Source organism: Nocardia sp. CA-135398 (genome assembly GCF_050955845.1).
Lineage (GTDB): Bacteria > Actinomycetota > Actinomycetes > Mycobacteriales > Mycobacteriaceae > Nocardia.
Genome location: NZ_CP192084.1, coordinates 1,081,529 through 1,102,765, shown reverse-complemented (window position 1 = coordinate 1,102,765; position 21,237 = coordinate 1,081,529). Strand labels below are relative to the sequence as shown.

Sequence of the window (21,237 nt, the reverse complement as noted above, 5' to 3'; positions counted from 1 at the left end):
TCGGAGAGTTCAGGCCCGGTCGGCATGCGCCAAGACATTGGTCAGGACGTGGCCGATGCGGGCGAGGGCGGATTCGGAGGTCATGCGCCAGTGCGTGGCCTGGACGGCGTGGTTGTGCACGGTGCCGTCGACGGCATCGGACCAGCTGGCCGCGCCGGTGGCCCCGGTGGGGTCGTCGAGTGCGGCGGTGAAATAGACGAGATTGCCCTTGTAGGGCCGGGGGCGGTAGCGGGTGATGAGCGCCAGTGCTTGTGTGCCCGCGTCCAGCAGACGGCCGAGTCGGTCGAATCCGAAGGATGCGAACGGTTCCGGGAGTTCGGCGATGCGGCGGGCGAGTTGGATGCGATCGAGTTCGGTATCGATATCGTCGGCATGTTCACCGAGTAGGCCGCCGAGCAGATCGGTGACCGGTACCGTCGCCGTGTCGTTCACCGTGACGTGCAGCGGGCTGTCCATCATGGCCAGCAGCGCGACATGTTGGCCCTGGTCCTGCAATTGGTTCGCGACGGCGTGTGCCAGCACACCGCCGAGCGACCAGCCGAGCAGGTGGTAAGGGCCCTCGGGCTGTACCGCGCGGATCTCACGGACGTAGCGGCCGGCCCAGTTCTCGATGGAATCCGGTAGCGCCGCTGTCGAATTCAGCACCGGGGACTGGATGCCGTAAACAGCGCGCTCGGGATCGATATGCGCGGCCAGACCGGCGAACGACCACGCGACGCCGCCGACCGGGTGGATGCAGAACAGCGGTTCGCGAGAGCCGCCGGGGCGCAAGGGCAATAGGACATCGAAGGCGGCATGCGCGTCGACGCGACCGCGGCCGGATCGATGCAGTTCCAGTTGGTTGATCAGATCGCGGGGCGTCGGCGCGGCGAACAGCCACACGACCGGGATCTGTTCGGCGAGTGCGTTACTCAGCTGGGGTGCCAGTCGAGTTGCCAGTAGCGAATTGCCGCCGCGTTCGAAGAAGTTGTCGTCCGCGCCGACTCGTTCAACGTCCAGCGCCTCGGCGAAGACGGTGCAGACCAGCAACTCCAGCTCTGTTTCCGGAGCCCGGAATTCTCGGGTGCCCGACTCGGGCTCGGGCAGGGCGGTCCGGTCGACCTTGCCGTTGGCGTTGAGCGGCAGGGCGGTCAGTTGGATCAGCACCGTCGGAACCATGTAGCTGGGCAGAGTTTCGGTCAGCGCGGCTCGCAGCGCATTCGGATCGCTCGGCTCGGTCGCGGTGAAATATCCGACCAGCAGGTCACCGCGGTGGGCGATGACGACAGCCTCGGCGACCGTCGGACGCGAGCGCAGCGCGTGCTCGATCTCGGCGAGTTCGATGCGATAGCCGCGTACCTTCACCTGGAAGTCGCGGCGCTCGAGGTATTCGAGGTTGCCGTCCGTACCCCAGCGGACCATATCGCCGGTGCGGTACATCCGGGTGCCCGATGCGCCGAATGGGTTGGCCACGAACCGTTCCGCGCTCAGGTCCGGCCTGCCGTGATAGCCGCGGGCCAGCTGCGCGCCGCCCAGGTACAGCTCACCGGTCACCCCCGTCGGCACCGGGTGCAGCCGGTCGTCGAGCACGTAGACCTGGTTTCCCGATTCCGGTGTGCCGATGGGGACGACCGTTCGACGGATACCGGTGCCGGTGCGGAATCGGGTCACCGAGACCGCCGCCTCGGTGGGGCCGTACAGGTTATCGATGCGGGCGGCGGTAAGTGCGCCGATCCGGTCGACGGTCGCGGTTGGCAGTGCCTCACCGATGACGAGGAGTCGTCGCAGCGATCTCGGCAGTCGTTGATCGCCGCTGACCTCGGTCAGCATGGCCAGTAGCGCTGGCACCAGCGTCACCGTGGTCACCGAGGCGCGGCGGATCAGATCCACCACCGCTGCCGGGTCACGTTGTGCGCCTTGTGGGGCCAGCACGACCCGCGCACCGGTGCGCAAAGCCCACCAGAACTCCCAGACCGAGAGGTCGAAGGCAGCCGAGGTCATCAGTAGCGTGGCGTCGTCGGCGCGGAGGTCGTATTCCGTTTGCAGCCAGTCCAATTGGTGTGCGACCGCGGCGTGCGGGACGGCGACCCCCTTCGGGGTTCCGGTCGAACCCGAGGTGAAGATGACATAGGCGGTGTGCGCGGGAGTCAGCGTGGATAGCCGCTCCCCAGCACGAATCGGACCGCCGTCGAGTACTCCCGCGGCGACCGAGATATCCAGGACTACCTCGTGGTCGGCCACCGATTCGGGCAGCATCGGCCGCTCGGCCGAGGTCAGCACCAGGGCCGGGTTGGCGGCGGCGAGTACGCTCGTGGTCCGGTCGAGCGGGTGGGTCGGATCGAGTGGAACATACGCACCGCCCGCCGTCACCACCGCGTACATGGCGACGAGCAGGTCGACGCTGCGCGGAATGGCCAGGGCCACCAGCGATTCCGGGCCGATGCCGCGGCCGATGAGCGCACGGGCCAGTCGGTGCACCCGCGCGGCGAACCGGCCGTAGGTGACCGTCGCCGCGTCATCGACGATTGCCACCGCATCGGGCGTCTGGACGACCTGTTCTTCGAATGCGGTAATGAGGGTGGCCGGGGTGAATTCGCGTTCGGTCCGATTCCAGGAGACCAGCATCCGGTCGCGTTCGGCGGTGTCCAACAGCGGTAGGTCACCGACCGCCAGCTGTGGTTCGGCGCAGATGGCCGCCAGCAGACGTTGCAGTCGTCCGGCGAAACCGGCGACCGTGGCTTCATCGAACAGTGCGGTGGCATAGGTGATCGATGCCGCCATGCCCGCCGCGTTCCCGTCCGAGTCGTACCGATCGGTGATGACCAGATGCAGATCGAATTGCGATATCTCCGAGTCGAAATCGACTGCGGTGGCAGTCGATCCGTCGAGTGCGAATTCCGCTTCGGCCTGGTTGTGGAAGGAGAAGCCGACCTGGAACAGCGGATGCCGCGCGGTCGAGCGCTCCGGATTCAGCACCTCGACCAGCCGCTCGAACGGTACGTCGGCATTGGTGAACGCGGCGACATCCGCGGTGCGTACCCGATCCAGGAGTTCGGTGAAGCCGGTGGCCGCGTCCACCTGGGTACGCAGCACCAGGGTATTGACGAACATGCCGACCACATCGTCGAGTTCGGCCGCACCACGGCCAGCGACAGGGGTACCGACGGCGATATCGGCGGTGCCGGACAGGCGGGCCAGCAGCACGGCGAAAGCGGCGTGCAGGACCATGAACAATGTCGCTCCGCTGTTCCGGCCCAAATCCGTCAGCCTGGCCTGCATATCGGCGTCGATACTGAAATCGACATGTCGGCCGCGGGTGGAGACGATGGCGGGTCGGGGGCGGTCGGTGGGCATGGCGAGTTGGGCGGGCAGTCCGGTGAGGGTTTCGGTCCAGAAGCGCAGTTGCTGGGCGATCAGCGAATCCGGGTCGTCCTCGCTGCCGAGTAGATCGCGTTGCCAGCGGCTGTAATCCGCGTATTGCACCGGCAGCGGCGTCCATTCCGGCGCCATGCCGTGTTTGCGTGCGGCGTAGGCGGTCATCACGTCACGTGCCAGCGGGACCAATGACGAGCCGTCCGCGGCGATGTGGTGCACGACCACGACCAGCACGTGCTCACCGAGCGCGGTCGGACCCGCGACGGGACGGAACAGCCTGGCGCGCAACGGAACCGAGTCGGTGACATCGAATCCGCCGCCGACGAAGTCCGCGACCGCGGAACTCAGGTCGTCGACGGGCACCGGAACCGGGGCCAGCACCGGCGCTCCCGCATCGGCCATCGGCAGGACGAGCTGCACGGGGCCGCTTTCGTGCTGCGGGTAAACGGTGCGCAGCACTTCGTGGCGCGCTACCACGTCGGTGATCGCCGCATCGAGTGCGGCGATATCGAGATCGCCGGTGAGCCGCACTGCCAGTGGGATGTTGTAGGCGGTGGACTGGCGGTCGAGTCGGTTGAGGAACCACATGCGCTGCTGTGCCAGCGAGAGCGGGACCGGGCCGGTGTCGGTGCGTCGGGTCAGGGCCGGACGTGCGGGCGTCGCCGTGCTGTCCAGAGTGGCGGCCAAGGCCGACACTGTCGAGTTCTCAAAGACACAGCGAACACCGATCGACGCGTCCGATCGAGCGCTCAATCGTGCGGCCAATTGCGTTGCGGTCAAAGAGTTTCCGCCGACCGCGAAGAAGTCGTCGTCGCGGCCGACCGCTGCCACGCCGAGCACCTCCGCGAAGACCTCGGCCACGAGCCGCTCGGCGGCCGTCCGCGGAGCGCGGAAGGTCGCGGTACGGAACTCCGGTGCTGGCAGCGCCTTGCGGTCCAGCTTGCCGACCGGCGTCAGCGGGATTTCGTCGAGGACCATGATGGCGGCGGGCACCATATAGGCGGCCAGTGAGCGTGCGGCGAAGGCGGTGAGCTCAGCGATGTCGATCGGCCCGTTCGCGACCACATACGCGACCAGCGAGACGCTTCCCGTGGCGTCGGTATGGCCGGTGGTTACCGCGAATTCGACGCACTCGTGCGCCGAGAGCACCGCATCGATCTCACCGAGTTCGATGCGCAGACCGCGTACCTTCACCTGGTGGTCGGCGCGTCCGACGTACTCGATCGCGCCGGATGCGGTCCAACGCACCAGGTCACCGGTGCGATAGAGCCGCCCGCCCGCCGGACCGTAGGGGTCGGCGACAAAATGATCCGCCGTAAGTGCGGGCCGCGCGTGATATCCGCGAGCCAGACCCGGCCCGCGCAAGTACAGTTCGCCGGTCACCCCATCTGGGACGGGTTGCAATCGGGTGTCGAGCACCACGGCGGACATGCCGTGAATGGTGGTGCCCAGATCGAATTCGCCGGGACGCAGCGGTGCGCTGATATTGGTGATGATCGTGGTCTCGGTCGGGCCGTAGGTGTTGTGGAACGCACGTCCGGTTTCCCAGCGCCGCACCACATCCGGGCCGTACGATTCGCCGCCGACGGTCAGGTGGGTGAGTTCGGGGAGTTCGTTCGGGTCCAGTGTTCGCAGCACGGCCGGGGTGATGAAGGCGTGGGTGATCCGCTGATCCCGGATGAGCGCGGTCAATTCCGCGCCACCGTAGACACCTGCGGGTGCGATCACCAGCGCGGCACCTGCCGGCAGGGCGAGCAAGAGCTCGAGCATGGCGGCGTCGAAACTGGGCGATGCCACGTGCAGGACCCGGGATGTCGCCGTGACCTGGTAGCGATCCCGCTGCGCACGCGCCACGCCCGCGAGGCCGCCGTGGGTGGCCACTACGCCCTTCGGGATGCCGGTGGAACCCGAGGTGTAGATCATCCACGCGGGATTGTCCACGCGCACCGGACGGGTCAGCTCGCCGAGAGCGAGGGGCGCCGCGCTCGAATGCCGCATACGGGCCGCCGTGGCCGGTGCGTCGAGCACGAGCCATTCGGCGCTTCCGGGCAGCCCGGCGCGGCATGCGGTGAGCGTAATGCCCACGGTGGCACCGGAATCCGACAGCATGTGGGCGATTCGATCGGCCGGGTATGTCGGATCGACGGGTACGAAGGCCGCGCCGGTCTTCGCCACCGCCCACACCGCGAGTACGGATTCGGCGGAACGCGGGATGGCCACGGCGACGAAATCTTCGGCACCGATACCGTGCCCGATCAGCATTCTGGCCAGGCGGGACGAGTGCTCGTCCAGTGCGCGATAGGTCAACTCGCGGTCGTCCGAAATAAGCCCGACCGCATCGGGATTCATTGCGACCGCAGCGGCCATCAGCTCGGCGAGCGTACGCGGCGGCACCGGTTCATCGCCGCGCCTGCCGAGCAGTTCGGCGCGTTCTGCCGGAGTGAGCAGATCGATGGTGCCGATCGGGGCGGACGGATTCGCGGTGAGCGCACCGAGGACACGACCGAACCGGCGCAGCAGTCCTGCGGCAGTCGACTTGTCGAAAAGATCTGTCGCATAGTCGAGTTCGATCGCCAGGTGACCTTCGGCATCGAGTTCCGCCGCGACGGTGAACTGGAGATCGAAGCGCGCCACCGATTCGTCGAATTCGACAGCCGTCAGCTCCAGGCCCGGCAGCGTGAACTCCGCCGCACCGGTATTCAGATAGCTCAGCGCCACGGTGAACAGCGGATGCTTGGACTGGGAGCGCTCGACACCGAGTTCGTCTACGACGCGCTCGAACGGAACTGTCGCATGGGCGAATGCGGCCAGATCGTTTGTTCTGGTCTGGTCGAGCAGATCGATGAAAGAGCAGGCCGGATCCGGATATGTGCGCAGCACCAAGGTGTTCACGAACATGCCGACCAGGTCGTCCAATGCCGCCGCGCCGCGGCCCGCGACGGGGGTGCCGATGGCGATATCGGCGGAACCCGACAGCCGGGACAGCAATACGGCGAGTGCGGCGTGCACCACCATGAAGGGTGTCGCGTTGTGCCGCACGGCGAGTTCGTGGATACCGACACCGACAGCACCGCCGATGCGGGCGCGCACCGTGCCGCCACGCTCGGACGCGATGGCCGGGCGTGGCCGATCGGTGGGCAATACCAGTTCTTCCGGCAGATCCCGCAGCACTTCGGTCCAGTACCTGAGCTGTTCGGCCGCGACCGAATCCAGCTCGGCGGTCTGCCAGAGCGCGTAGTCGGCATACTGCGCGGCGAGTTCCGGCCAGACCGGGGTGCCGCCGACGACTCGGGACAGGTAGGCCGACATCAGGTCTCGCAGCAGTGGCCCCATCGAATAGCCGTCCGCCGCGATGTGGTGCAGCACGGCGACGAGCACGTGACTGGTCGCATGCTCCCGCAGCAGGATGGCCCGCATCGGGACCTCGGCGGTGATATCGAAGCCAGCACTGAGGAGATCGGCTATGCGCTCGTCCACCGAGCCGGGGGTCTCGGCCATGAGGGCTACCGGGGCCGGTTCGGCGGGCAGGATCACCTGATATCCGATGCCATCCGCATCGGCCGGATACACGGTGCGTAGCGCCTCGTGACGGGCGATCACATCGCTCAACGCGGCACACAGCGCCGCCTCGTCCAACTCCCCGCCGATGCGCACCGCGACCGGGATATTGCGCGTGGCCGAGTCCGGATCGAGCCGGTTGAGGAACCACATGCCGCGCTGCACCGGCGCCAGCGGAATCCGCTCGGGGCGTGGCCCGGCGATCAGCGGTACGACCCGGTCATCCGCTCGATCGGCCAGTCGGGCCGCGAAGGCGTGCACGGTGGGCGCCTCGAACAGCAACCGTACGGGCACCCGACCGAGCCGCTCGCCGAGCCGGGCCAGGACCCGGGTGGCGATCAGCGAGTTGCCGCCCAGGTCGAAGAAGTTGTCGTCGGCACCGATCGGCGACCGTGCCATTACCGCCTCGAACGCCTCGGCCACCAACCTTTCTGCCGGAGTGACCGGCGCCCGGTAGGCGGCGCGGTCGAATACCGGCTCCGGCAGTGCCTCTCGGTCCAATTTGCCGGAGGTGTTGAGCGGGAACGCGGCCAGCACGACGATCGCCGATGGAACCATGTACGACGGCAACGCATCCACTGCGGCCGCCGAAACCATTGCACGCAAGTCGCTTTCATTCCGCGCATCGCCCACCACATAGCCGACGAGATGGTCGGCGGTGTTCGTGGCGACCACACTGGCGGCGGCCTGCGAAATACCGGGCACGGCCGCGAGTACGGCCTCGATCTCACCGAGTTCGATGCGCTGGCCGCGAAACTTCACTTGGAAGTCGGTGCGGCCCAGGTACACGAGTTCTTGGGTCGCGCCGCTGGTGTCCCAGCGAACCACATCGCCGGTGCGGTACATGCGCTCACCCGCGGGACCGAATGGGTTCGCCACGAAGCGATCCGCCGTCAGATCCGCCCTGCCGTGATATCCACGTGCGAGTTGGGTGCCCGCGAGATACAGCTCCCCCGCGACCCCGGGCAGCGTCGGTCGCAGCCGGGAATCCAGCACATACACGCGGCTGTTCCATTCCGGATTGCCGATCGGCATGACGGACCGGTCGATTTCACCGGTGACATCGCGGTAGGTGATGCTCACCGCCGCCTCGGTCGGGCCGTACAGGTTGTGCAGGCGCGCCGAACTCACCGCGCCGAAGGCACGGACGGTCTCCGCGGGCAGTGCTTCGCCGATGACGAATACCGTGCGCAATGTGTCGAGCTCGGCGGGTGTGCCGACCTGTCCCGCGAACTCGCTCAACATCGACGGCACGAAATCGGTGACCGTCACGCCGTATTCGGCGATCGTCGCGGCGAGGTAGGCGGGATCGCGGTGTCCGTCCGGGGTCGCCAGCACCAGCGTCGCACCGATGCGCAGCGGCAGGAAGTAACCCCACAGCGAGACATCGAAGGTGGTCGCCGTCTTCTGCAGGTACACGTCGTCGGCGGTCAGCCGGTACTCGGACTGCATCCAGGTCATCTGGTTGACGATCGCGGCGTGGGAGACGCTGACGCCCTTGGGTTTTCCGGTAGATCCCGAGGTGAAGATCACATATGCCGGGTTCAGCGGGTGAACCGGCGCAAATCGCTCGTGCGCCGCGATCGGGTCATCGGCATAGCCGTCGAGCGCGACAGTATCGACACACACTGTCGCACCGGCATACCCGAAGTCCCGGCGATCATTCTCGGTGGTGAGCAGTGCGATAGGTGCGGCGGTGTCGAGGATGTGCCCGATGCGCTGCGCCGGATGGTCCGGGTCGATCGGCACATAGCCGCCGCCCGCCTCCAGCACCGCGTACATCGCGATCACCAGGTCGATCGAACGCCGAATCGCCAATGCTACCAAGGACTCCGGGCCGACGCCGATCGCGATCAGATGTCGGGCCAGCTGGTTGGTTCGGCGGTCCAGCTCGCCGTAGGTCATGGTGATTTCGTCGAAAACCAAGGCGATATCGTCCGGTGTCGCGGCGGCCTGTTGCTCGAATTCGTCGAGCAGCATTTCCGCGACGAACGCGGTGTGCGCGGAGTCGTTCCACGCGGTCACCACCCGTTCCAGCTCACCGGACTCGAACAGATCGATATCGCCGACCACCTGTTCCGGATCGCCGATCACCGCGCCGAGCAGCCGGATGAAGCGTGCGCCGAAGGTCGCGATCGTCGACTCGTCGAACAGGTCGGTGGCGTAGGTGAAGCGCAGTGCGTCGTCGGCGACGGTCAGTTGCAGATCGAATCGTGTTGTCTCGTAGTCGATCTGGTACTCCGCGACGGTGATGCCCGGCAACTCGACCGATACGGGTGCGAGATTCTGGAAGAACAGCGCGATCTGGAACAGCGGATGCCGCGCCTCCGAGCGCGGCGGATCCAACACCTCCACCAGCCGCTCGAACGGCACATCGGCGTTGGCGAAGGCATCAAGATCACCATCGCGGACGCGACGCAGTACGGCGGCGAAGGAGTCCGAGCCAGCCACTTCGGTGCGCAGCACCAGGGTGTTGACGAACATGCCGACGAGATCGTCGAGCACGGCGGCGCCGCGGCCCGCGATCGGCGCGCCGATGGCGACGTCGGCCATGCCGGACAGTCGCGCGAGCAGGGTGGCCAGCGCGGCGTGGACGACCATGAACGGGCTCGCGTCGTATCGGGCGGCGATGGTGGCCATGCCGGCGCGCATCGCGGCGTCGAGTCCGATGGTGGTGCTGGCGGCGGCGTGGCTGGCGATGGCGGGGCGTGGCCGATCCGAGGGCAGATCGAGCTGGGCGGGCAACCCGGCGAGTACGCGGCTCCAGTAGCGCAGTTGGTGTGCGGCCACCGATTCCGGATCGTCCTCGGCTCCGAGGACCTCGCGTTGCCAGAGTGCGTAATCGGCGTACTGCACCCGCAGGTCCGCCCACGTGGGTGCGGTGCCGGTGGCGCGGGCCGCGTATGCGGTGGCGATATCTCGGGCCAGCGGGGCCATCGAGAAGCCGTCCGCCGCGATGTGATGTACCACGATGGCGAGTAGGTGTTCGCGATCCGACAGCGTGGCCAAGCCGACGCGCAGCGGTATTTCGGTCGTGACATCGAAAGGCGTGGCTACCAGGTCCACCAGTGCCGACGAATCCAGTTCGACGATTTCGGGCGGGTGCGTCGCCTCCAGAATTCGTTGGTAGCCGGTGCCGTCGATTTCCGGGTATACGGTGCGCAAGGTTTCATGCCTGGCGACTACGTCGGTCAATGCCGCGGCCAGCGCATCGGTGTCGACATCTCCGGTGAGCCGGATCGCGACCGGAATATTGTGCACAGTTTCGCCTGGATCGAAGCGGTTGAGGAACCACATTCGTTGCTGTGCGGGCGAGAGCGGAATCAGCTCGGGGCGTTGACGTGCGGTGAGCTCCGGACGACTGCCGGTGCCGATGAGCCGAGCGGCGCGGCTTGCCATTGCGGCGACGGTCGGCGCCTCGAACACCATCCGCACGGGGACCTCGGCATCCAGGGCGGTACCGAGCCGAGCGGCCAGCTGGGTCGCGATCAGTGAATTGCCGCCGAGTGCGAAGAAGTCGTCGTCGGCGCCGATCCGCTCGCTGCCGAGCAGTTCGCCCATGATCTCGGCGACGGCTTGTTCGGTGTCGTTCTCGGGGGCACGGTAGGTCGCGGTGTCGAATACCGGCGCGGGTAGTGCGGTGCGATCGAGCTTGCCGGAGGAATTGACCGGGAAGGCAGCCAGCACGACGAAGGCCGACGGCACCATATACGCGGGCAGTGCGGCATCGAGTTCCGCGCGCACGTCATCGATGTCGACCGCGGGGTCGGCCACCAGATAGGCGACCAACTGATCGCCGCGTCTTTCATCCGTCCGAACCAGAACGACGGCCTGATCGACGACGTCCACCGCGGTGAGCGCGGATTCGATCTCGCCGAGTTCGATACGCAACCCGCGCAGCTTCACCTGGAAGTCGGTGCGGCCCAGGTACTCCAGCTCTCCGTTCGCATTCCAGCGGACGAGGTCGCCGGTGCGATACATCCGCTCCCCCACGCTGCCGAGGGGATTCGCGACGAAACGTTCCGCGGTCAACTCCGGACGACCGACGTAGCCGCGCGCCAACTGGTCACCCGCGAGGTACAACTCACCCGGCACCCCCACCGGCACCAGACGCATCCGCGCGTCCAGCACCAGCAATCGGGTATTGAATACCGGCTTGCCGATCGGCACCGACTCCGCGTCGGCATCGGTCACCTCGTGGCAGGTGACGTCGACTGCCGCCTCGGTCGGCCCGTACAGATTGTGCACGCGGGCACCGGTCAGCTCGCGGGCCCGCTGGGCGGCGGGTGCGGGCAGTGCCTCACCTGATGCGAATAGCGCCCGCAGCGTGACGCATTCGCGCGCAACTGGTTCCGAAAGGAATACCGCCAACATCGAAGGCACGAAATGCGCGACGGTGATTCCTGCATCGATGATCAACCGCGCCAGATAGGCCGGATCCCGATGACCCTCCGGTCGCGCGAGTACCAGCCGCGCGCCGATCTGCAACGGCCAGAAGAACTCCCAGACCGACACATCGAAGGTCGCCGGGGTCTTCTGCAATACCGCGTCGTCGGCGTGGAGCCCATACTCCGACTGCATCCACACCAGTCGGTTGACAATCGCGGCATGCGATACCGCGACGCCCTTGGGACGGCCGGTCGAACCGGAAGTGAAGATGACATACGCGGTGTGACCCGGCAACAGCGCGCCGAGGCGATCCCCCGTGGTCAGCGGCGCGGGTGAGTATCTCGTCAGATCGAGTCGGTCGATCCGGACCTGCCGTGCCGCAACCATTTCCAGATCAGTACCGGAGGTCAGCACCCACACCGGACGCGCCGTCTGGAGCACATAGGCGATCCGGTCGGCCGGATGGTCGGGATCGAGCGGCAGGTACGCACCACCGGCGACAGTGACCGCGTACATGCCGACCACCAGGTCGAGCGAGCGCCGCATGCCGAGCGCGACGACCGAATCCGGGCCGACGCCATGCCCGACCAGCCATCGCGCGAGCCGATGGACCCGGCTCGCGAACTCGACGTATGTCAGCGTCTCGTAGCGACTCGATGAGGGGTGGTCGGCCGGACTCCTCCCGTCGAATGTCACCGCGATCGCGTCGGGCGTCCGCAACACCTGTTCCTCGAACAGCGAAACCAGGGTGTGCGAGCCGTCCAACGCGAACGCGGTGTCGTTCCAGTGATCGAGCAGCGACAGCTCATCGCGATCCAGGAGCTCGATATCGCCGACACGGATGGCTGGATCGACCACGACGGACTCGAGTAGGCGAACGAACCGGGCCGCGAAAGATTCGACTGTCGCATGGTCGAACAGATCTGTCGCATAGCGCATGACCGCGCGCAGCGCGGTACCGTCGCCCTCCGCGAGTTCCAGCGCGAGGTCGAACTGCGCGACCTGGTTGTCGATCGGATACGCGGCAACCTCGAGTCCGGGTAGCCGCAGCACCGTATCGTCACGGTGCTCGAAGGTGAGCAATGTCTGCACGATCGGTGAATGCGCCTGTGCACGAATCGGATTCAGCGCATCGACCAGCCGCTCGAATGGCAGATCGGCATGCGCGAAGGCCCGCACGTCGGTGGCACGGACCTGCCCGAGCAGTTCGGCGAAGGTCGCCTCGGCGGCCACCTCGGTGCGCAATACCAGGGTATTGACGAACATGCCGACCAGATCGTCCAGCGCCGCCTCGGCCCGTCCCGCGACGGGGGTGCCGATCGCGATATCGTCCACCCGGGCCAAGCGGGCCAGCAGTGCCGCGTAGGCGGCGTGCAGCACCATGAACGTCGACACCCCGTGTTTGCGTGCCAGACCCGCGATCGCGCCGGTCAACTCCGCGGTGATGGCGAACTCGACCGCGGCGCCGCGCCCGGATGCCACGGCGGGGCGCGGCCGATCGGCGGGCAATTCCAGCACCGGGGCGAGTCCGTCGAGTTCGGTGCGCCAATGCGCGATCTGGCGAGCCAGTACGGAGTCCGGGTCATCGGCCGAGCCGAGCACCTCGTGCTGCCAGAGGGTGAAGTCCGCGTACTGGACCGGCAGTGGCTGCCACTGCGGTGCCGCGCCTTCGGTGCGAGCGCCGTATGCCACCATCAGATCCCGCGCCAGTGCGGCCGTCGAGACGCCGTCGGCGGCGATATGGTGCACCACGACGACCAGCACATGATCATCGGGCGCAACCCGGAACAGCCTGGCGCGCACCGGTATCCGGGTGCGCAGATCGAACCCGATACCGGCGACGCCGACAACCGCTGCGGCGAGGTCGGATTCGGTGATATCGACGCGCCGCAGTTCCCATTCGAGCGGTTCGGTCACCACCTGCGCGGGACCGAGGCTGTCGACAGGGAACACGGTGCGCAGCGACTCGTGCCGAGTGACGACATCGCCAAGCGCGGCGCGCAGGGCGGCTGCGTCCAGAGCACCGGTCAGGCGGATGGTGATCGGAATGTTGTAGACGGCCGAATCCGGATCGAGCTGGTTCAGCAGCCACATCCGGGTTTGCGCCAGCGACAACGGAATACGGTCCGGACGATCCCGTGCCACCAGCGCGGGCCGCACGACATCGGCGCGGGACACTCGCAGTGCCAATTCGGCCACCGTCGGTGCTTCGAATACCTCCCGCACGGTGAGCCCGCTACCGAAGGCGGCGTTCGCGCGTGCGACCAGCCGCATGGCCAACAGCGAATTGCCACCGCGCGCGAAGAAATCGTCATCCGCGCCGATCGGTCCGCCACCGATCAGATCGGCCATCAATGCGGCGAGTACCGATTCGGTGCCTTCCTGCGGTGCACGGAATTCCGTCGCGGCACCCACGACTTCGACCGGTGGCAGCGCCGCACGATCGAGTTTGCCGACCGTGGTGAGCGGCATCTCGTCGAGTACCACCAGATGTGCGGGCACCATGTACCCGGGCAGATGCTCGCGCACCTGCGCGAGTACCGCGTCCCCAGACACTTCCGCAGCACTGATGTAGCCGACCAGACAGTCGGAGCCGGAGGTGTCGCGGGTCAGGATCACCGCGGCATTCCGCACGCCCGCCACCCCGGCCAGCGCCGACTCGATCTCTCCGAGTTCGATGCGCTGACCACGCAGCTTGATCTGGAAATCATTGCGGCCCAGGTAGATCAGATCGCCACCGCGGTTCCAGCGCACCAGATCGCCGGTGCGATACATCAACCGCCCTGGCACACCGAACGGATCGGCCACGAAACGCTCGGCGGTCAGTCCGGCGCGTCCGTGATAGCCGCGCGCCAGTTGGTCACCCGCGAGATACAGCTCGCCCGTGACACCGATCGGCACCGGCCGCAGCCGTGCGTCCAGGACATAGGCGCGGGTGTTCCAGCACGGTCGTCCGATGGCGACGTCACGCCCGGATTCGCCGTCGACATCGGTGAATTCGTGATAGACCGCCGAAATCGCCGCCTCGGTCGGGCCGTAGGCGTTGTGCACCGCGCCGCCGACATGTTCGCGAATTGTCGCGAGCAGGTCCGGGGTGAGTGCCTCACCGCCGCAGTGCAGATGGCGAAAGGAGCGCAGCGCATCACCCATGCCCTCACCGATGAGCGCCGCGAGGACCGACGGCACGTATTCGGCGATGGTGATGCCGTGCTCGCGCAGCAGTCCGGCGGAGTACGCCAGATCGAGGTGACCGCTCGGACGGGCGATCACCAGCGGTGCACCGACCGCGATCGGTAGGAAGCACTCCCACACCGAGACATCGAAGGTGAGCGGAGCACGCTGCAGAATGCGGTCGGCCGCGGTGACGCCATAGCGGAATTCGAGCCAGCGCAGCTGATTCATGATGGCGCGGTGAGTCACCGCGACGCCCTTGGGTCGCCCGGTCGAACCGGACGTGAACAGCACGTATGCCGTATTCTCGCGGCGCAGTGGCGGCCTGGCGATCGGTGCGGCGTCGAAATCGCCGAGATCGGTGAGATCGGTGAGATCGGTGAGATCGATAACGCTGATGTCATCGAGTTCGGGCAGTACCGCACCGCCGACGGCCAACACCAGGGCCGGTGCGGCGCTGTCGATCACCTGCGCGATCCGGTCGGCCGGGTGGGTCGGGTCCAGTGGCAGGTAGGCGCCGCCCGCACGCACGATCGCGAATATCGCCACGAGCATGTCGACCGATCGCAGCGCGGCTAGGCCGACAATCGTCTCCGGGCCGACGCCAGTCGAAATGAGCCAATGCGCAAGACGATTCACTTCGGCTTCGAACTCCGCGTAGGTCACCGAGGTGCCCTCGACGATCACCGCGACGGCATCGGGTGTGGCGGCAACCCGTGCGGTCAGCAGATCGTCGAGGGTTTCGGCAGGCAGTGGCCGGGCGGTGGCATTGCGGTCCGAAAGCAACAGTCCGCGTTCGGCCACCGACATCAACTCGACATTGCCGACGAGGGTCCGCGCGTCACGCACCATGGCGCGCAATACCCGCTCGAAACCCGCGAGGAAGCCGTCGACCGTCACCTCGTCGAAAAGGTCCAGCGCGTAATGCACATGCACATCGATGCCGTCGGCCGCACCGTCGGCGGCATAGCGGTCGGTCAGCGTCCAGTCCAGATCCAGTTGGATCGGCGCTGGCCCGATATCGAGCGCGGCAATATTCAAACGGTGCAGCTGAAAGTCCGGCTTGGACTGGTTCTGCAATGTCATCGCCACCTGGTAGAGCGGCGCGTGTGCCTGCGAGCGAACAGGATTCACGACGTCGACGAGCTGTTCGAAAGGCACGGCGGCGTGATCGAACGCGGCCAGATCCGCTGTCCGGACCGTGGCCAAGAGCTCATCGAGCGTGGCGTCGGCGCGCACCTCGGTACGCAGCACCAAGGTATTGACGAACATGCCGACGAGCTCGTCCAGTGCTTCGTCACCGCGACCGGCGACCGGCGTGCCGATGACGATATCGTCGCTCGCGCTCAGGCGGCTCAGTAGCACCGCGAGCGCGGCGTGCAGCACCATGAACGGGGTGACACGATGCGTGGCCGCCAACTCCTGGATGCCACGGTGCAATACCCGATCCAGATGGCCGGTAATGGCGCCGCCTCGATTGGAGGCGATCGCGGGTCGCGGCCGGTCGGTGGGCAGCGACAACACCTCGGGAACGCCGGTGAGCCGAGCGGTCCAGTACCGCAGCTGATGGGCAAGCAGCGAACCCTTGTCGTCGGCCCGGCCCAATGCATTGCGCTGCCAGATCGCGAAGTCCGCGTACTGCACGGTCAGCGGACTCCACGAAGGTGCGACATCCGCACAGCGGGCGACATACGCGGTAGCCAGATCCCTGGTCAGCGGCGCGAAAGACCAGCCGTCGGCGGCGATGTGATGCACGACGAACAGCAGCACGTACACCTGTCGACGCGACCTGGGGTCACCGTCGTCGAGTCGGAGTAGCCGCACGCGCAACGGAACCTCGGTCGTCACATCGAAACCGGTCTGGGCCGCCGTGGCGATGAGTTCGGGCAACTCCGCTGTCGACACCGCACGGACGACGAGTTCCACCAACCTGGTCCCGGCGGGCAGCACCACCTGTGTCGCGGCCCCGTCGTGTTCGGGATAGATGGTGCGCAGGGTCTCGTGTTTGGCGATGACATCGGCGATCGCACGTTCCAGCGCGGGCACATTCAGCACACCGGTGAGGCGCAGCGCGAACGGGATGTTGTATCCGCCGCTCGCGGCGTCGAATCGGTTCAGGAACCACATGCGCTGCTGGGCGATCGACAGCGGAATCGGTTCGTCGCGATCCTGCACCGTCAATGGCGGCAAGGCCGGAGGCGCCGCCTCCTGTTCGACGGTGATCCGACGCGCCAGCTCGCGCACTGTCGGGGCGTCGAAGATGGTGCGCACGGGTACGTCCGCGCCGGTCGCCTTGGTCAGCCGGGCCGCGAGTTGCGTGGCGACGAGGGAGTTGCCGCCGAGGCCGAAAAAGTCGTCATCAGCGCCGACGGGATCGACACCGAGCAGTGCGGTGAACGTCTCGGCGACAAGGGTTTCCGCGAGATCGCTCGGCGCGCGGAATTCAGCGGCCGCAAAAACCGGTGTGGGCAATGCTTTTCGGTCCAGCTTGCCGGACGCCGTGATCGGAAATTCGGCCAACACGACATATGCCGACGGAACCATGTAGGAGGGCAGCCGACGCGCGAGTTCGGCTCGAACACTGTCGGTATCGAGTTCATCATCTGCCACCAGGTAGGCGACCAGCTGATCGTCTCGAACCAGCACAACCGCCTGTGCGATAGCGACAACCGACAGCAATGCCGACTCGATCTCACCGAGTTCGATCCGCAGGCCGCGGATCTTGACCTGGAAGTCGGTGCGGCCGAGGAATTCCAGCACACCCGGCTCTCGCCAGACGACCAGATCACCGGTGCGATACATACGGGTACCAGCCGAACCGAACGGATCGGCCACGAACCGCTCACCGGTCAGATCGGCCCGACCGAGATAGCCGCGGGCCAACTGCGCTCCGGCCAGATACAACTCCCCGGGCACACCGACCGGCACCTGACGCAACCCGGCATCCAGCACATACGCACGGGTGTTCCAGATCGGTGCGCCCATCGGCAGTGGACCGCTATCGGCATCCGTCACCTCGTACGCACTCACCTCGACCGCCGCTTCGGTGGGCCCGTACATGTTGTGCACACGCGCTCCGGTGATCGCACGTGCGCGCTGCGCGATTGTCGCGGGTAGTGCCTCGCCCGAGCAGAACACATGCCGCAGCGTGGGCACGTCGATATCGTCCGAAACGAAGACAGCGAGCATGGACGGCACGAAGTGCGCGACCGTAATGCCCTCGCGCCGAATCAGTTCCGCCAGATACACCGGATCCTGATGACCATCCGGACGAGCCAGCACCAGCCGGGCACCGACCTGCAGTGGCCAGAAGAATTCCGGCACCGAGACGTCGAAGGTCACCGGCGTCTTCTGCAGCAGCGCGTCGGTGCCATCGAGCGCGACATGCGCCGACTGCATCCACAACAGCCGGTTCACAATGCCCTGGTGGCTCATCGCGACGCCCTTGGGCCGACCGGTGGAACCCGAGGTGAAGATGACATAGGCGGTATTCGCGGCCCGCAGCGGTGCGCACCGATCCGCATCGGTGATCGGTGCGGCCGAATACCTGGAAAGGTCCAGTCGATCGATACGGACCTGCACTGCTGCGATATCCAGATCCAGGCCCGAGGTCAGCACGCAGATCGGAGCAGCGGTATCGAGGATGTGGCCGGTGCGTTCGGCCGGATGATCCGGATCCAGCGGTACATAGCCGCCGCCAGCCACGGTGATCGCATATATGCCGACCACCAGATCGACACAGCGCCGCATGCCAAGTGCGACAAGGGAATCCGGACCGACGCCCTGGTCGATGAGCCAGCGTGCCAGCCGGTTTACCCGTGCGGCGAATTCGGCATAGGACAGCGTTGTGCCCTCGAAGGTAAGCGCGGGTGCGCTCGGGGTGCGTGCCGCCTGCATGGCGAATAAGGAAGCGAGCGTCTGGGTTTCGTCGATGGCGTGCGTGGTGTCGTTCCAGTGCTCCAACACCGACCGCTCGTCGGCAGCCAATAGCTGGATGTCGCCGATCCGGGTCTGTGGCGCAGCGGCCACGGTGGCGAGCAGGCGCCGAAAGCGGGTGACGAACGCGGCGATGGTCGCCGCATCGAACAGATCGGTGGCGTAGCGCAGGCTGCCGGTGAGGCCGTGATCACCGGCGCGCTCGTTCACCACCAGATGAAGATCGAATTTCGCCGTGCGATCAGGCGATTCGAGCGGCTCCACGGTCAGCCACGGCACATCGAGCGCCCGACTCCCCGCGACAATGCGCGGTGCCGTACCGAAGCTGAACAGCACCTGGAACAGCGGGTGCGCGCCGGTGCGCCGGTCCACGGCCATGGCATCGACCAGCCGCTCGAACGGCAGATCGGCATTCGCGAAGGCGGCGAGATCGGAATCGCGCACGCCTGCGAGGAGTTCGGCGAAGGATTCCGCCGCGTCGACGCGAGTCCGCAGCACCACCGTATTGACGAACATGCCGATGAGCGCGTCGAGTTGGCGCTCACCGCGACCTCCGACGGGCGAGCCGATCACCACGTCATCGGTGCCACTCAGTCTGGCAAGCGTCGCCGCGAAGGCCGCGTGCACCACCATGAACAGCGTTGCGCCACTGCGATGGGCGAGTACGCGCAGCGCGGCGGCCACATCGGACTCGACCTCGAATTCCACTGCGGCACCGCGATCGGCGGGCAGTGCGGGGCGTGGCCGGTCGGTCGGCAGCGCGAGTCGGGTCGGCATGCCGTCGAGGGCGGCGCGCCAGAATCGCAATTGCTGGTAGGCCGGATCACCGGGCCGGTCCTCGGAGCCGAGCAGTTCGCGATGCCAGAGGCTGTAATCGGCGTACTGCACCGGCAGCTCGGGCCAATCCGGCCTCCTGCTGGTCAATCTGGCCAGGTAGGCGTGCACCAGATCGGTGATCAGGGGTGTCATCGAAAGTGCGTCGGCCGCGATGTGGTGGACCACGAAGACCAGCACATATTCGTCACCGGAAATGCCGCGCCGGTCGTCGACCCGATCGACGCTGAGTAACGCCACGCGCGAGGGCAGTTCGGTTGTCACATCGAATCCGGCGGTCGTGATCGCGGTAATGGCAGCGGTCAGATCGGCACGTTCGACGGCTACCGGATTGAGGGTCAGGCCGATATCGGCCGGGGCGAGAATCGACTGGTACGGACCGGATTCGCTGTCCGGGTATATGGTGCGCAGGGATTCGTGCCTGGACAGCACATCGAGCACCGCGCGCTCGAGCGCTCTGACATCGAGTCTGCCGGTGAGCCGCAGCACGACCGGGAGGTTGTAAACGCTGGCGGCGCCGTCCTGGGTTTCGATCCGGTTGAGAAACCACAGCCGCTGCTGGGCGGGCGCGAGCGGAATGCGCGCCGGACGCTCCCGGCGCACCAGCGGGCGCGCGGACGCGCCCGCGCTGCCGAGTTCGTCGACGGCGGCGGCGAATCCCTCGGCCGTCGAAGCGTCGAACAGGGCGCGCACCGGGATGTGCGTGCCGACGGCCTCCCCCGCCCGCGCGGTGACCTGGGTGGCGTCCAGCGAACTGCCGCCGAGCGCGAAGAAGTCGTCGTCGAGGCCGACTCGTTGCACCCGTAGTACTTCGGCGAATACCGAGGCGACCAACCGTTGTGCCGCATTGGTCGGTGCTCGGAAACTCTGCTGCCGCAGCACCGGAACCGGCAGCGCCGTGCGGTCCAGCTTGCCGCTGGTGTTGAGCGGGAATTCGGACAGCTCGATCAGCGCGGTCGGCACCATATATCCGGGCAGACGTCGGGCTAGCCCGGCCTTCACCGCATCCAGATCAAGATCGCTGCCCGGCGCGCGAATCACGTACCCGGCGAGATAGTCGCCGTCGATCAGCCGTACCGCGGCCTGACTCACCTCGGGCACCGCGAGTAGCGCGGACTCGATCTCGGCCAGCTCGACGCGCTGACCGCGGAACTTCACCTGGAAGTCCATCCGGCCGAGGTAGACGAGCTCCCCTTCCGCGCTCCAGCGCACCAGATCCCCGGTGCGGTACATCCGCGCACCCGCTCTGCCGAAAGGGTTGGCCACGAAGCGATCCGCGGTCAGATCGACTCGACCGTGATAGCCGCGGGCCAATTGGTCACCGGCCAGATACAACTCGCCGGGCACCCCGATCGGCACCGGACGCAGTCGCCCATCCAACACGTAGACCTGGGAATTCCACTCCGGCTCGCCGATCGGCACCAGCTCGTCATCGACCGTGACCTCGCGATAGGTGATGGATACGGCCGCCTCGGTCGGGCCGTACAGGTTGTGCAGCGCGGCATCGCTCACCGAATGAAAGGCCGCGACCGTCTCGGGTGGCAGGGCCTCGCCGATGACGAAAACATCGCGCAGCGAATCGAGTTCGTTCGCTTCGGCATGGGCGGTGAAAACCGCGAGCATCGATGGCACGAAGTCGGTCAGTGTGACGCCGTGGCGGGCAATGGTTTCCGCGAGGTATCGCGGATCGCGATGGCCATCGGGCGCGGCGAGAAGCAGGGTCGCGCCCGCGCGCAGCGGCAGGAAGTAACCCCACAGCGAAACGTCGAAGGTGGTCGCGGTCTTCTGCAGATACACATCGCCGACGCGCGGCCGATATTCGGCGTGCATCCAGGCGAGTTGGTTGGCGATGGCGCGGTGCTCGACCGATACGCCCTTCGGTCGGCCCGTCGAGCCGGAGGTGAAGATTACGTAGGCGGGGTGCTCGGGCCGCAGCAACGCCCGGCGCTCGCTATCGGCGATCTTTGTCACCGAGTACCCCGACAGATCCAGTTC

General features: G+C 66.7%; 1 protein-coding gene (running past one end of the window). It reads right to left on the bottom strand.

Annotated features, from left to right (window positions below; all coding sequences use genetic code 11):
* Positions 1-9: 9 nt before the first annotated feature.
* Positions 10-21,237: the 3' portion of a non-ribosomal peptide synthase/polyketide synthase gene (locus ACQP1T_RS05020; RefSeq protein ID WP_433758773.1), read on the bottom strand. The gene runs 4,044 nt beyond the window's last position; 21,228 of the gene's 25,272 nt are visible here — the last part of the coding sequence; its start codon lies off the right edge, out of view; it ends in the stop codon at positions 10-12.